The sequence below is a fragment of the Trichocoleus sp. AS-A1 genome, from assembly GCF_039962015.1.
In the GTDB taxonomy this organism is placed as follows: domain Bacteria; phylum Cyanobacteriota; class Cyanobacteriia; order Cyanobacteriales; family FACHB-T130; genus FACHB-T130.
This window is the reverse complement of the sequence record NZ_JAMPKG010000011.1, coordinates 25,398-40,650: the sequence shown is the minus strand read 5'-3', so window position 1 is coordinate 40,650 and position 15,253 is coordinate 25,398. Positions and strand designations below refer to the sequence as shown.

Annotated in this window: 13 protein-coding genes; 7 read left to right on the top strand and 6 right to left on the bottom strand. The window is 48.2% G+C overall.

Annotation, left to right across the window (positions count from 1 at the left end; all coding sequences use genetic code 11):
• Positions 1 to 23: 23 nt before the first annotated feature.
• The gene (locus NC994_RS10440) at positions 24 to 1,919 is read right to left on the bottom strand and encodes a DnaJ domain-containing protein (RefSeq protein WP_190435065.1); all 1,896 of its coding nucleotides are present in this window, start codon (positions 1,917 to 1,919) and stop codon (positions 24 to 26) included.
• A gap of 440 nt (positions 1,920 to 2,359) precedes the next feature.
• Between NC994_RS10440 and NC994_RS10435 the strand changes: the two genes are divergently transcribed.
• Positions 2,360 to 2,641: an HNH endonuclease gene (locus NC994_RS10435; protein WP_190435063.1), complete on the top strand. Its 282-nt coding sequence runs from the start codon at positions 2,360 to 2,362 to the stop codon at positions 2,639 to 2,641.
• A 26-nt stretch (positions 2,642 to 2,667) separates the two neighbouring features.
• Here the strand turns inward: NC994_RS10435 and NC994_RS10430 are convergent, their stop codons facing one another.
• The gene (locus NC994_RS10430; RefSeq protein ID WP_242030376.1) at positions 2,668 to 3,501 is read right to left on the bottom strand and encodes a tetratricopeptide repeat protein; all 834 of its coding nucleotides are present in this window, start codon (positions 3,499 to 3,501) and stop codon (positions 2,668 to 2,670) included.
• Between the two features lie 420 nt (positions 3,502 to 3,921).
• On the opposite strand from NC994_RS10430, the gene NC994_RS10425 reads away from it, so the two are divergent.
• On the top strand, positions 3,922 to 5,967 hold the full coding sequence (locus NC994_RS10425; RefSeq protein ID WP_190435056.1) for an elongation factor G: 2,046 nt from the start codon (positions 3,922 to 3,924) through the stop codon (positions 5,965 to 5,967).
• 99 nt (positions 5,968 to 6,066) lie between these two features.
• Entirely contained in the window at positions 6,067 to 6,255 is a 189-nt protein-coding gene (locus tag NC994_RS10420) for a DDE transposase family protein (RefSeq protein ID WP_190435053.1), read from the top strand.
• A 49-nt stretch (positions 6,256 to 6,304) separates the two neighbouring features.
• Here NC994_RS10420 and ctpC read toward each other — a convergent pair whose 3' ends face one another.
• The 4 genes from ctpC to NC994_RS10400 all read right to left on the bottom strand — a co-directional run bounded on the left by ctpC (position 6,305) and on the right by NC994_RS10400 (position 11,434).
• Positions 6,305 to 7,588: a carboxyl-terminal processing protease CtpC gene (gene ctpC, locus NC994_RS10415; RefSeq protein ID WP_190410985.1), complete on the bottom strand. Its 1,284-nt coding sequence runs from the start codon at positions 7,586 to 7,588 to the stop codon at positions 6,305 to 6,307.
• Between the two features lie 256 nt (positions 7,589 to 7,844).
• Positions 7,845 to 9,071 carry a (E)-4-hydroxy-3-methylbut-2-enyl-diphosphate synthase gene (gene ispG / locus NC994_RS10410; RefSeq protein ID WP_190410986.1) on the bottom strand — a complete coding sequence of 409 codons (1,227 nt, stop codon included), beginning with the start codon at positions 9,069 to 9,071 and terminating at the stop codon, positions 7,845 to 7,847.
• Between the two features lie 410 nt (positions 9,072 to 9,481).
• Positions 9,482 to 10,927, bottom strand: a complete 1,446-nt coding sequence (locus NC994_RS10405; RefSeq protein WP_190435050.1) for a phosphoglucomutase/phosphomannomutase family protein — start codon at positions 10,925 to 10,927, stop codon at positions 9,482 to 9,484.
• Positions 10,928 to 11,074: 147 nt separating this feature from the next.
• Positions 11,075 to 11,434, bottom strand: coding sequence for a hypothetical protein (locus tag NC994_RS10400; RefSeq protein WP_190411053.1), 360 nt, complete (start codon positions 11,432 to 11,434; stop codon positions 11,075 to 11,077).
• 241 nt (positions 11,435 to 11,675) lie between these two features.
• Between NC994_RS10400 and NC994_RS10395 the strand changes: the two genes are divergently transcribed.
• From NC994_RS10395 to NC994_RS10380, 4 genes are all read left to right on the top strand, one after another.
• Positions 11,676 to 12,515, top strand: coding sequence for a photosystem II manganese-stabilizing polypeptide (locus NC994_RS10395; RefSeq protein WP_190410988.1), 840 nt, complete (start codon positions 11,676 to 11,678; stop codon positions 12,513 to 12,515).
• Between the two features lie 417 nt (positions 12,516 to 12,932).
• Positions 12,933 to 13,709 (top strand): RNA polymerase sigma factor SigF, encoded by a 777-nt coding sequence (locus NC994_RS10390; RefSeq protein WP_190410989.1) that lies wholly within the window; start codon positions 12,933 to 12,935, stop codon positions 13,707 to 13,709.
• A gap of 212 nt (positions 13,710 to 13,921) precedes the next feature.
• Entirely contained in the window at positions 13,922 to 14,908 is a 987-nt protein-coding gene (locus tag NC994_RS10385; protein ID WP_190435047.1) for a hypothetical protein, read from the top strand.
• Between the two features lie 38 nt (positions 14,909 to 14,946).
• Positions 14,947 to 15,213, top strand: a complete 267-nt coding sequence (locus NC994_RS10380; protein ID WP_190410991.1) for a hypothetical protein — start codon at positions 14,947 to 14,949, stop codon at positions 15,211 to 15,213.
• The last annotated feature ends 40 nt before the right edge of the window (positions 15,214 to 15,253 follow it).

Sequence of the window (15,253 nt, the reverse complement as noted above, 5' to 3'; positions counted from 1 at the left end):
AATCTCTGAAAGGATTTATGCTGTTAGCGATCGCTCCATTGTTTCTCAAACTGGGCATAAGCTTGATTAATTGCCTGCATTTGAGCTTGGGCATTGGTAGAAGGATTAACATCAGGGTGATACTGCCTTCCCAAACGTCGGTAAGCACGCTTAACATCATCAGCATCAGCGTTCCTTTCCACGCCTAAAACTTCCCACCATTCCCCAGATGGCACTGCGTCAAGTGTAGATTCACTCACGCCAAAGCATTTTTGCCAAATTTTCAGTGTGTTCTTCTCACCGCCACTCACCAGCGTCTGTCCATCGAAACTGAAAGCAACAGGATGACGCCCAGGCAGAGTATCCAGCAGTTCTCCATCTAGGTTCCAAAGTTTGATAGTACCGTCTCGGCTGCCACTGGCGAGGGTTTTTCCATCAGGGTTAATAGCGATAGAAACAACCCCAGATGAATGTCCTGTAAGAGTGCGAAGCAATTCTCCAGTCTGGAAATTCCACAACTTAATTGTCGCGTCTCCACTCCCACTCGCTAGAGTCTTTCCATCCGGGCTGAAGGCGACAGAAGTAACCCAGCCTGAATGTCCGATAAGGATGCGATGCTGTTGTCCACCGCTCAAATTCCAAAGCCTGATAGTTTGATCGGCACTTCCACTAGCAAGAATTTGGCTATCAGGACTAATCGCAACAGACAAAACCGCGTCAGAATGTCCATTAAGAGTGCTTCTTAGTTTTCCCGTATAGGCACCCCAAAGCCTAATCGTTTTATCAGCGCTTCCACTCGCAATAATTTTTCCGTCAGGGCTGAAGGAAACTGAGTAAACAAAGCCCGAATGACTGTAAGAGGAGTTTAAATAAAAGAAGGTGCGGAGAAATTCTTTTTTAGGCAGATTCCAGGTAGTAATTTTTTGGTCAAAACTGCCACTGGCAATCGTTTGACCATCTGGGCTAATTGCCACTGAAGAAACTTCCTGTCCTTGCCCAAAGAAGTTAAAAATCTGTTTTCCAGTCTTCAGGTTCCACAGGGTAACGATTCTATCATCACTGCCACTAGCAATCGTCCGATCATCGGAGCTGATGGCAATAGAATTGACTGAGGCTGAATGCTCTTTTAGGGTGTGTATGCATTTCCAGCCTTGAGGTGTCTGAGACTCAATTTTTGTCAATCCTGGTGCCATCTTAGGCTGAGAAGATTCCGGTTGAGGTAACGGTGTTTGATGAGTAGAAATTTTAGGCGTTACAGAGGGATTTAAATTTGGGTGAAATGTAGAAAATTTGGATGAAATATTTTTATAAGGTGCAGAATAATTTAGATTTAAAACAGTCTTCGCTGGTATTTTTGCTTTTAGCGCCTTCAACTCGCCTTCAATTTCTATAGCGGCAAATTTTTCCTCTAAAACATCACCTGCTAGCTTCTTATCTAGCGCTGCTAATTCTAGCTCTATAAGAGCATTAGTATAAGCTTCTTGCCATGATACTTTCTCTTCCATCCGCTCGAAAGCTTGATATGCGGTTTCCCCGCTTCCAGAGCCGTCAATCAGCTTCAATAAACCGTAAACTCCCAGCCCAAAAACTGCACCTGTTGCCGCAAAAGAACCCATACCAATTCCAACCGCTGTTCCCTTGAAAGCTAATCCCATGCCGCCAAAAACAGAGGAAAAACCTGCGCCGCCTACTGCACCAATTCCCATCGAACCTAAAGCGAAAGCATCTCCTTCTCCTATCGCTTTGAATGCTCCATAAGCAGCAGCACCAGCAACCGCGCCCGCTGCTGTAACGGGTGCCATGCCAATTCCAACTGCTCCGAATCCTCCGACTAATCCCATCCCACCAACTGCTGCGGAAACTCCAGCACCCGCCGCCGCGCCTCCGGTAACAAATGCAGCACCTGAGATAACATCATCTTGTTTATGGGTTTGAAACATTGCTTTTTTTGCTAGATGGCTGGGATAATTTGGCAACTGGAAGTTTCTTTATATACCTAGCACAAGCAAGTTTAGCCTTAAATCGTATTTTTACTGAATTTTAAATTTGTTTACAACAAATCCAATTAGTATTTGTTGCTATCTGAAATTATTTGTGAAGGCAAAAACAGTGTATTGAACCGCAAAGACACAAAGAACACGTTGGCGTTCGCGTAGCGGCGCGGATGTGCTTAGCCTGTGCGTTAGCGAAGCGGCTCTGAAAGAGCTAGCGCTTAGGAAGAGACAAAGAGGAACTGATTGGTTCACGAAGGAAATAGATTGCTATAGTCTCAATTTCATTGACGTTATGTTTTTAGTAAATAGCACATGAAAAGCGCCTCACTTTTTTCATCGACATATAATGATGTTAGATAGTCTTGAGTTATAAGCCTTATCAAAAAATGCAGTGTGAATTGTGTGAAAGAGAAGTGGAGCGGTTGACCGTCCATCACTTGATTCCAAGGCAGAAAACAAAACGGAAAAATGAAGATCCAGGACCGACTGCAAAGATATGTTCTGCCTGCCATCGGCAAATACATAATTTATTTGACAATACGCGATTAGCCCAGGAACTTAATTCTTTGGATAGGCTGAAGGATGAGCCGCAAATGGAGAAGTTTTTGTCTTGGGTGAAGAAGCAAGACCCGAATAAGCGGGTTAGAGTGCATCGGGGAAACAATTAAAGATTAAAAAACTAATTTTTAATTGTTTAGGGGTTTTGCGATCGCTTCAATAACTCCTCTGCATTAGAAGCCCACTGGGTATTCCCTTGGGCAGTGTAGAGTTGTTTGGCATATTGCAAAACTTGCTGGGCATCAGTGTAACGACCTTGGCGCAGAAAGACTAACCCGGCAGCATAGTAGGCATTGGGGTAGTTAGAATTAGCCTCCGCTGCCTTGCGAAAGGCTGCGAGGGCTTCGTCTAAATTTCCCTGATTCATCAGGATGGAACCGAGATTATAGTGGGCTTCTGGATATTTAGGGCTGATTTTAATGGCTTGCTGGAATGCTTTTTTTGCTTGGTTCAGGTTGTTCTGTTGTAGATAAGCAAGTCCCAGATGATAGGCAGGTTCTGGTGCGTTGGGACTCAACTGCATCGCTTGTTTAAAAGACGCGATCGCTCGTTCCTCATCTCCCTGCTGTTCCCTTACCAAACCTAGATTGTAATGAGCAACTCCCAACTGTGGGTTGAGTTCCAGTGCCCGTGACAAATAATCACCCGCCTGCTGCAAGTTGTTTCCCTCAAGCAGCGCTGCACCCAAATTGGCATAGGCGAGAGCAAAGTTAGGATCGGCTTGGACTGCTTGGTAAAAGGCATCCGCTGCTGGCTGCAATTGCCCTACCTGACGCAAAGCCAGCCCCAAGTTGTAATGTGCGGGTGCCAGTTTGGGGTCGAGTTTAGCGGCTTGTCGAAAAGAGGCGATCGCTTCTTGTGTTTTTGCTTGACCGATTAGCTGGAGTCCCTGATTCATCAAGTCCACTGCCGATTGAGCTTGAGCAATTTGTACCGGCGTCACGGGTGTCCCAGCCACCGCTGGCGTCATCCTCCCACTCAGTAACAGTATTAACCCTCCAGCTATCCATCTCATCTGCTGGTACGTTCTCATTCTCCGTGTCACCTCTTTACAATTGTTACGTTTGTCGCCACCCATTCAGATTTTCTTCTAACAAATTTGCGGTTATTTGTTGCATATATTCATAAAATTTATAGCTAATTAATACTGATTCATTCAACTTAAGTTTTTGCTGGGTTTGCTTTAAAAGAAATTGCAATTTCTCAGTCATTGCCCCTAGAACGCGCTAACCTCACATTCAGGGATACAAAATTCCATCTAACTGTTAACAGCGATCGCCATCGGCACGGGAGGGCAAAAATTCTCCAGAAGCTGCCAATGGCATCAATCCCGTATACCCATGCGATCGCTCACATCTCTACATCTTTTTTATTTTGTTGGGGGTGAATCATGAACGAAAAAGTCATGTCCGGGGTACGCAATGTTGCAATTGTTGGCCCCTATTTAAGTGGCAAAACTACGTTACTAGAAAGTTTGCTCTTCGTCACGGGTGCGATTTCCCGCAAAGGTCGCACTTCAGACGGTAACACGGTGGGAGATAGTTCCCAAGAGGCACGCGATCGCCACATGAGCGTGGAAGTATCAACTGCCAGCACCGATTACGACAGTGTCCGCTTCACCTTTGTCGATTGTCCCGGATCGGTTGAATTTGCTCAAGAAACCTACAATGCTCTGATTGGCGTCGATGCGGCAATTGTCGTGTGCGAACCCGTGAGCGATCGCGTCATGACTCTCGCGCCGCTATTTAAATTCCTCGACGACTGGGAAATTCCGCACCTAGTCTTCATCAACAAAATGGATCGGGCGAACAACAACTTCATGGACGTGCTGCACGCCCTAAAAACAGTCTCCAGTCGCCCCGTGATCCCACACCAGTATCCCATTGGTCAAGGCGAACAGCTCAGCGGCTTTATCGACCTGGTGAGCGAACAAGCTTATCACTACCATCCTGGTGCCGCCGCCGACCCGGTGCCGATGCCAGATAACCTCAAAGAGCAGGAACAAGCCGCCCGTGCCGAAATGCTGGAGGAATTGGCAAATTTTGACGACCACCTGCTAGAAGAACTGCTAGAAGAAATTAACCCCCCCCAAGAAGAAATTCTCCAAGACTTGAAGATGGAGTTAGGGGCAGATTTGATCGTGCCTGTATTCCTGGGCGTTGCCGAGCAAGATTACGGAGTGCGACCGTTGCTGGAAGCGTTGTTGCGAGAAGCACCCGACCCATCCACCACTGCCGAACGTCGGGGAATTGTTCTCCATGCCGATGCCCCCCTCGCGCAAGCGATTAAAACCTATTACACTCCTCAAGGCGGGAAAATCTCCCTGGTGCGGGTGTGGCAGGGCACCTTGACTGATGGAATTGTCCTCAATGGCGTTCGGACTGGTGGCTTGTATCGTCTGATGGGTCAGCAACAACAGCCGCTGACTTCAGCCGAAGCCGGTGAGATTGTCGTCTTGGGACGCTTAGAGGGAATTAAAACAGGCGATACCTTGACCGCTTCCGGCGACCCACTGGCGACCGAACTCCCCAAAGCCGAGCAAATGGCACCCGTTTTTGCTTTAGCGATTACGCCCGAAAAACGCAACGATGAAGTTAAACTCAGCAGCGCCATCACCAAGCTGCTAGAAGAAGACCCCTCCCTAGCTTGGGAACAACATGGAGACACCCACGAAGTCATCCTTTGGGGTCAAGGTGAAATTCATCTGCAAGTTGCCCTCGACCGACTGCGGCGCAAGTACAACCTGCCAATGACGACTCACCTGCCCCGCGTTCCCTACAAAGAAACCATCCGCAAACCTGCATCCTCGATTCACGGGCGCTACAAGCACCAAAGTGGCGGTCACGGACAGTTTGGTGATGTTTATCTGGATATCAAGCCGCTGTCGCGTGGCGAAGGCGTTAACTTCAGTCAAACAATTGTCGGTGGCGTCGTACCGAGACAGTATATCCCTGGCGTTGAGACGGGTGTTCGGGAGTATTTGGTACATGGCCCCTTGGGCTTCCCCGTGGTCGATGTAGCAGTGACGCTGACGAATGGTTCCTACCATTCGGTTGATAGTTCCGAACAAGCGTTTAAACAGGCAGCCCGGATTGCGATGCAGGAAGGAATGCCCAAGTGCGAACCAACGCTCCTAGAACCGATTACCGCGATTCAGGCGTGTGCCCCAGCCGAATTTACCTCTAAGGTTCTTCAGCTAGTCAGCGGACGTCGGGGACAAATTCTCGGCTACGAAGGGAAGTCGGATTGGCCCGGTTGGGATTGCATTTCTGCTTACTTACCCCAAGCAGAGATGCACAACTTTATTGTGGAATTGCGATCGCTTACAATGGGCGTCGGCTTCTTTCACTGGAAGTACGACCATCTCCAAGAAGTTCCAGACAAGCTGGTTGAACGCGCGATCGCAACTTCTGGAAACGGCAACGGCGCACATTAACTAGAAAAGTTATGAGTTTTGAATTTTGAATGAATTGCTCATCATTCAAAACTCATCACTAAGCTACTCTTCAAGGCGTTTTTTGCGAATCTTCACCGAATGACTGCTACACAAATCTGGTATATTGTCAAGCGCCAAGAAGGAAAATGCGAAATCCTCTCCAGCGAACAAGTCGAAGGAGAGGATAAATCAGCTTTTGTGGAACGATGGGGACCATTTGATTCCCAGTCGGACGCGATCGCTCGTCGCGTCGGCTTAATTCGCGCTGGAAAGTGCCAACCCCAATAAGTTATGAGTTTTGAGTTTGGAATTTTAACTCAAAACTCATAACTCAAAACTATTTCTGCGCCTGGTTCCCTCGCTGGGCGGCAATCCTCTGATTCAGCACTTCCAGCGCTTTAGCGTATTGAGGATCGTCAGCACTGCCGATTTTATTGCGATCGGCTTGCAATGCCTTGCGCTGCTCTTCCGTCATTTCCAGCACCACATCCGGCTTGATCCCCGCCTGATTAATATCGCGCCCGTTGGGAGTGAAATACTTAGCGATCGTCACCGCTAGTCCCGAACCATCCCCCAGCCCCCGCACCGATTGCACCAAGCCTTTACCAAAGGTTTTTGTCCCTACCAAAACAGCTCGCTTGTTATCCTGCAACGCCCCAGAGAGGATTTCACTAGCACTCGCCGAGCCGCCATCTACCAACACCACCAACGGTTTATCTGTGAGGGCGCGATTATTCGCTTTCTCTCGCTCCCTTTCGCCCTGACGATCCACCGTTGAGACAATTGTGCCGTCTTTTAACCACATCTGGGCAATTTCAATACTGGCGTAGAGTAATCCACCTGGATTAGAACGCAGATCCAGAATGTAGCCATTTACCTTCTGCCGTTCTAAACCCTTAATCGCATCTGCCATTTCCTTAGCAGCATTGGCGCTAAACTGATTCAGGCGAATGTAGCCTATCTCACCCGTAGGACTGTTCTGCTTGCTAGAGCGCACCGGATGGATTTCAATCCGCGCTCGTTTCAGAGGAAATACTAATTCCTTTTCGCCCCGCTGAATGGTCAAGGTTACTTGCGTTCCTGGTTGTCCTCGGATCAGGCGCACAGCATCATTGACATCCATGCCCTCGGTACTTTTGCCATCAATTTTAGTGATAGTGTCCTTTGCCAGAACACCAGCCTTAGACGCTGGTGTATCTTCAATTGGCGCAATAACCGTTAGCTTTTTCGATTTCTCATCTTGAGCGAGTTGAATGCCAACGCCAGTTAATTCCCCAGAAGTATCAATCTGCATGCTCTTGAACTCTTCCGGGTCCATGAAGCGGGTGTAGGGATCGTTCAGCTTTTTCAGCATCTCCCGGATCGCCTCATAGGCTTCCTTCTTGCTGGGGTAAGACCGATTCAGGTAGTCTTTACGAACTGACCGCCAATTGACTTTATTAAAGGTGCCATCTACGTAACTGCGGTCAATAATCTGCCATACTTCATCTACAAGTTCCTTGGGACTTTCACGAAAAAAAGCCTGACCTTGAGACAGATGAATACCAGCGCCCGTAACAGCAACAGTCGATAAAACCAGTGCTGTCGCACCGAGAACGAGCCCGCGTTTTGTAATTACCATGATCCTTTCTGAGCCGGGGGGAAACTACTGCCAAGGAATTACGCTAACTCTAGCACAGGCCATATATGGAAGCCGGAGAGCGCAATTATTTATCCAGCTGCACTAAGTGCAAGTCCGGAAGTAGAGAGTTTTGAGTTTTGAGCTGTAAAAACGCGATTTCTCGCGATTGAGTTTTAAATTAATGCTTTCCTCAACACTTATTATTTTGTGAGTTTTGAATTAACTTTTGTCTCGACACTCACCACTCAGCACTTACTTAAGGATCGACCCAACGTCCATCTGCCTTAATTAAATTAATCAACTCTTCAACTCCTTGAGACTCTGGCACTTTTTTGATTTCTTCTCTGCCACGATACAGAGAGATGTAACCGGGCTGTTTACCAACATAACCATAGTCGGCATCCGCCATTTCTCCGGGACCATTGACAATACATCCCATGACTGCTATATCCAGACCTGTAAGATGTTTGGTGGCTTCCCGCACTTCGTGCAGCACTTCTTCTAGATTAAACAATGTCCGCCCACATGAGGGGCAGGCGACATATTCCACCATCGTTTTCCGCAATCCCAGAGCTTGCAGAATGCTGTAGCAAACGGGAATCTCTTTTTCCGGTGCTTCAGTGATTGAGACTCGAATCGTATCGCCAATCCCATCAGCAAGCAGAGGCGCAATGCCTGCGGTAGACTTAATCCGTCCGTATTCGCCATCACCCGCTTCAGTGACGCCCAAATGCAAGGGATAATCCATGCCTAGCGCATCCATCCGCTGTGCCATCAGACGATAAGCGGCTAACATCACTGGCACCCGCGAGGCTTTCAGAGAAATTACCAGGTTCCGGAAGTCGAGAGATTCACAAATTTTGATAAATTCTAGGGCAGATTCCACCATCCCTTCGGGGGTGTCGCCGTAGGAAAACAGCATTCTTTCAGCAAGAGAACCGTGATTTACCCCGATTCGCATTGCCTTACCCTGATCTCGCAAGGAAACTACTAAGGGTTCTAAAGTTTCGCGGATTTTTTCGCCAATTTCATCAAATTCAGCTTGGGTATATTCCGTTCTATCCGCTTTTGGCTTTTCAAATACATACAACCCTGGATTAATCCGCACCTTATCAACGTGCTTGGCAACTTCCAAGGCAATCTTCATGCCGTTGTGATGCACATCAGCGACCAGGGGCACTGGTTGATAGGTTTGAGCTAATTTATGCTTGATTTCTGCTAAAGCTTTGGCATGACCGATACTTGGCACGGTAACGCGGACAATTTCGCAGCCAATCTCGTGCAGGCGGCGAATTCCGGCAACCGACCCATCAATATCAAGCGTGTCTTCATTAATCATCGACTGCACTACCACTGGGTAGTTGCCGCCAATCGTGACATTCCCCACCTTGACGGGACGAGTTTTGCGCCGCTTGATAGTGGTTTCAAAGGAGGGTTGACTGGAAGATGCACTGGTAGTGCTTGGATTGGGCAGGGTTTGCATAACCTTTTGTTTAATTTTGGCTTTCCTCTCTGTTTCTCAGATTGCCACAGAAAGGAGCAAATTTGGCTAAGTCCGTTTTTATCTGTTTATATCTGTTTAGTAGTAAGGAGGGATATTGTCAGCAGCAAGCCAACCGTTTTGACAGTCTCTATATCAGTGCTAAAATATACAACTTATATCCGTCTTTATATTGAATAGGAAAACCAAGACTTATATAAGCAAATGATGCAATTCTTTGGCATTCCGCATTCCTAATCATGAACCAAAAGGAGTGTTTAAAGTGTCTGGTTTACTCAGCATTGAAATTTATTTTTGCTTATTCACAAAAAGGAATCGGCTCAAGCTTGAGCCGATTCCTTTTTGTTGCGAAACTACGGGCATTGGGCACCGATGCAGATACTTTGTAGGGTTTAAACTGAATTCGCCCACTTGTTCGCCCACTCTAAGGTGTGATGAACTTGTTTCAGCGTTGGCGCTTCGCAGTACAACCGCAAAACGGGTTCGGTTCCGCTGAAGCGAATCATCAACCAACTATCATCGGCTAACCGGAACTTATAACCATCAATCGTTAGGCAATCAATTACCGACCGACCGGCAATCTCAGTTAAGGGTGTATTTTGTAATTGTTCTAGCAGGCGCGATCGCACTTCCATACTCGCTAATGGTAGGTCAATGCGGTCGTAGGCAGAATGAAAGCCAGTTTTCTCCTGCAAGCGCTGGTAAAGATCGCTGAGATCCATTCCTGATTGCGCGATCGCTTCAAGCAGATACAGCGCTGACAACAGCCCATCCCGTTCTGGAATATGATTGCCGTAGCCAATCCCTCCCGACTCTTCACCACCGACTAACACCTGAGTCGTTAGCATCCGGTCGGCGATGTACTTGTATCCAATAGGCGTCTCATATACTGGCAGATTGTACAGGGAGGCAACGCGGGGAAACAAGTCGGAACCACTCACTGTTTTAACGACTTCGCCCGTCAATCCCCGCCGAGATGCCATATGTTCGATTAAAATTGGGATGAGGATTTGGGAACTGAGGAAATTTCCCTGTCCATCGACAGCCGCAATGCGATCGCTATCTCCATCAAATACAAACCCCACTGCCAACCCATCACCGCTGCGGCGTCGGTGAGTCCGCATCTGCCGAAACATCTGGGAAAGGTAACGCGGCAAAGGTTCCGGCGCACTGCCACCAAATAAAGGATCGCGGGAACTATTAATTTCCTGGATTGGCGTTTGCAGCAGTTGTTCCAGTCCAGTTGCAGCAGCACCGTGCATCACATCAGCAAAGACAGCAAGCTTATGTTGGGCGATCGCATCCTGAATGCAAGTAATATCCACTTTCGCCCGTAGCGCTTCGCAGTAATTGGGCCACGGGTCGAACATCTCCAAGCTTCCCGCCATCGTCGAGTCAGGTGACGGTTCCTTCTCTAACAACGCTTCAATCTGCTGAGTAATTTCCGGGGGTACCGATCCTCCAAATGCACCCTTGACTTTTAACCCTAAATATGATCCGGGATTGTGACTAGCGGTTATCACCAAAGCTCCCAAAGCTCTCCGTTGATAAGCCGCCCAGCTGAATGCCGGTGTGGGGGCATAACTACTGCTCAGCAGCACCTCAAATCCGGCTGCTTGCACGACTTGGGCCGCTTTACGGGCGAACGTTTCCGCCATAAAGCGCCGGTCATAACCCACAATAATTGTGCGGCTACCCGTCGTCTCGCCATAGACATTTGCCAGGACTTGTGCCGCCAACGGTGCTACCAAAGCCACCCGCTCAAACGTAAAGTCTGCGGCGATGATGCCTCGCCAGCCATCTGTACCAAACTTAATCGGATTAACAGCAACCGGCATAAATTAAGCAGGGGGTTAGTGTTCAGAGATTGCATTAATAACTGGAGGATCTTAGCATTTGTTGTACTCTATAGCCCAATAAAGATTGACAACTTCACACGCCTAGAGCCACGCCAGTGAAAGAGTTTTGCCTTCAACCGTGTAACTTCAACCAGGCTGAGGTGGGTGAGTTTCTGACTCCAGTGGTAGAGGGTGTGAAGAATTGGGCGATTCTGCGGCTGAGAGCTTTTCCAACAGCGATCGCACCTTCATGCGCTCAATATAGGGCCAGCCGCCTTCTTCTTCCATATCCTTCAGCAGGGCATATAGAGCCTGACGATTATCCGGTAAAGACGCTTGAAACACAGTATCTCGAATCTCACGATGCCAACTTTCTAACGCCCGCAGCAACGCCAACAGAGCCAGAGTATCCCCCTGGCAAGTCTGTGCCAAAGCGCGAACAGAAGTAGCGATCGCTTGCAGTTCCGGCTTCAAAAGCCCCAATTCTAAATTCTGATCGCTGTTCACGCCATCCCCTTTACTCCGTTTGATCAACTCAACTTTAACCGAGTCTTTCACTGACTGGAATGGTCAATTTACACTGAGCTTCAGGATAAAGGCAACACAAAGCCTTGTAAAATTCACTGTAGAGATTCTGAGCCGAACCATTCCGAGCCTGATTAAGAATTTCACTTTTGTCTGTTGTAACTTAAGCCCAATATCAGATTCTACTGGTAGGGATTCCTAGATTAAATATTTGAGGTTGACCATGAGGTATCGCGCTTTCATCGTTGCCTTCCTAGCTTTGTGCTTGGGAGTATTAACTGCTTGTAGTGAAGGTCCAGCAGCTGCGACCAGTGTTCCCACTCCACTCACTTACGACCAAATTCGAGGCACCGGGCTTGCGAATAACTGCCCGCAACTGTCAGAAACGACACGCGGTGCCATTCCCATTCAGCCTGGACAGTCGTATGCTTTGACGAATCTGTGCCTACAGCCAACCAGCTTCTTTGTCAAAGAAGAATCTACAAACAAACGTCAATCCGCCCAATTCGTTCAGGGTAAGTTGTTGACCCGGTTTACTTCTAGCATCGACCAGGTGCTGGGTAAATTGCAAGTTGATCAAGATCGTCGTTTGACCTTTATTGAACAGGATGGTCTCGACTTCCAAGCCATTACCGTCCAGCTACCGGGTGGTGAGCGAGTACCCTTTCTATTCACGATCAAAAATCTGGTTGCCAAAAGCCAGCCAGGAATGGACAGTATTAACACCTCGACTGACTTTGAAGGCGAATTTAACGTTCCCTCCTATCGGGGAGCAGCTTTCCTCGATCCCAAGGGTCGCGGTGTTGTCACTGGTTATGACAATGCAGTAGCACTCCCCAGTCAAGCCGATCAGGAAGCACTGACACGTGCCAATGTGAAGCGTGCTGAAACCCTTAAGGGCGAAATTTCTCTCCAAGTCGCTAAAGTGGATAACGCCACAGGTGAAATTGCCGGTACGTTTGAGAGCGAACAGCCATCCGATACCGATCTAGGCGCTGGCGAAGCTAAGGAAGTGAAAATTCGCGGCATTTTCTATGCTCGGATTTCACCAGATCAGGCTTAAATCTGCTCGTTAGCACCGAGCCACGCGGCTTGGCTTTGCTTGCAGGTGAAGAAAAGGGGTTTGGAACCCCTTTTTTCTTTTCTTTAGCAAGGTCAGCATCTGCTGTTTAATCCTTCTGCCTACACTCCGCAATCATGTGAGTGATTCCCACAAGAGAGTTTCTCGGTGAAAATGCTGTTGTAATTGACCAGGTTCAGAGAATAAACTGAATTTTGAAGCGAGGAAAAGAAAGCAACTTATCGCAATTTGGGGAAAAAGCTACATTCCTGGGCGTTTCCCCAACTGCATTTGTTCGCTTTCCGGCTTAAAGTTTTGTTATCGCAACCTATGTTTAGTATCACAGCACCCACTTCAAAAACAGAATATAACTGAAACAAACGTTTTTAACCGGGCCACTCTACCAACTGAACTTCGTATATGTATAGCACTGCCACTCCTGAACTGAAGCATGAAAGCTTACGGCTGTTGCGAGAGTACCAGCAAAATCGTTTAGATACTGTTCGCAATCAGCTGGTAAAACTGAATTTTGGATTGGTGAGAAAAGAAGCACATCACTGGACTAATCAGTGTACAGAAAGTTACGAAGACTTGCTTCAAGTCGGCTGTTTAGGCTTAATTCGAGCAATTGAGCGCTTTGACTTGTCCAAGGGTCACGCCTTCAGTTCCTTTGCTATCCCCTATATTCGCGGAGAAATTCAGCACTATTTACGGGATAAAGGCGGCTCATTCCGCATTCCTCGGCGTTGGGAAGCACTGCACTATCAGGCAGTTTCTTTGACGCGGTATTTCCAGCAGAAGTACAACCGACCTCCTACCGATTCAGAGGTGGCAGCAAAGCTAGAAATTTCACAGGCAGAATGGCAGGAAATCAAGTTGGCCTTTCAAAACCGCGAACTTGTAAGCTTAGATGTACCCCTAGGGGATGGTTCGGAAGGTGAAACTTGCTTAGGTGAAATCGTCCCAGACCCGCAATATCGGAGTTTTCAGTTAGCGCAAGAAGACCAGCTTCGCCTACAACAAGCTTTAGTTCAGCTAGAAAAGCGAACCCGCGAAATCTTGGAATTTGTTTTCTTACACGACTTAACGCAAAAAGAAGTTGCAGAACGCTTAGATATCAGTGTTGTGACCGTTTCTCGGCGGGTAAAAAAGGGACTGGATGCACTGAAAAAGTCAATGGTAGGGATTGACGATTGATTCTTCCAACAACCGGAAACTGAGATTCCCGATTCCTGGAAGATAAGGAACACAAACGCGATGAATCGATCTCTGTCCACTAAACTGAATATATAGATGGGTGTTTTTGCACACATTTAATAAAATAAATTATCCGCATATATATTAGAACTGTTGAAAGCAAACAGGGAATTTCTATTGGCGGATGCAGGTAAAGCACTGGGAGACTGGTCATGCGTCAACATTCATGGATTGCGTTTTTGGGAATACTTGCTGTGTTAGCGGGTGGATGTTCACAGGGAGAGGATACGGCTGTAGCTCCTAGCCCTAGCATTGTTCCAGTTCCCGCTCCGTCTGCTGTACCTACTGCTTCACCATCACCCCTGCAATTTCCCGGGCAGACGGTTCCCCCACAACCGCCTCCCGTTCCTGGGCTTTCCGGCTTGATTCCATCTACTAACTCTGATGCACGCCTGCGAGGAATTCAGAAAGGGCGGCAAGATCCGTTTGCACTTGTTCCCCTGAAACCAATTGTGGAAGTGACACCAAACGAGACGGGTTCGGGTCCGCCTCCCCCTCCGTTTCCGGCTCCTGGTGTAGCTCCTCCTCAGGGTTTGACTCCTGGGCGTCGAGTGATTCCCGTACCACCACCCCTGCCCCCTGTCAGACCTTCCAGAACCGCTGGAGGCGGAGGGAATGCTGGCAGTCGGGGGAACGCAGGCGGCAGGACGACGATACGCCCCACTACCACTCCAGGTGCTAGAAATGGGAATGGGGCGACTGCGGGTAGGAGAAACGCTACACCTCCAGGGAACAGAAACGGTATAACTCCAGGTAGCCGGATTGCTACGGCTCCTCGGATTCCGGCTCCCGCGCCACTTCTACCCAAACTGCCACCGCTACCAGAACCAAACTTGGCAAGAAGTGTAGAAGTCACAGGAGTGGTTCAGGTGGGGGGTGAACCTCAGGCAATTGTGAGGGTACCAAACGAGCCAAGTCGCTACGTTGGAGTGGGACAGCGTTTATCTAATGGACAGGTGCTAGTCAAGCGGATTGAAGTCAATAATGGTGCTAGTCCGGTAGTGATTCTGGAGCAATACGGCAGAGAAGTTGCCAGACGGGTTGGGGAAAAACCAGTGGCAACGCCCGATCAACCCGGTACACCAACGGCTGTTGCTCCTGCTAAGAAACCAGGAATCAATGGCTCTCCTCAAGCTTAAACAAGTACCACGATTCAGTTGTTGTAGGAGTTGAAAGGGTGCAGACTACTGGAGGAGAAAACCTGCGGTATGAAATTCGCTTCCCTGGGTTACCCTTAGCGGTATATCGGGAAATTGCTGCCCATTTGTGTCAGGTGGGAGGGGTAGACGCAGGTTTGGTTCCCCAGCCTTCGGGGCAATCGTTCGACTATTATCAAAGCCAAGTTGGCGGTTTGTGGATTCAGTATGCAGAAGATGCCGATTTATTGAGTCGCCAATGGGTCACGCAGATTTTGGACTACTATAGTCAGCGCTATTGTCCTTAGGAGGAAAACCAATAAATTTTGGATTTTAGATGGGATTGAA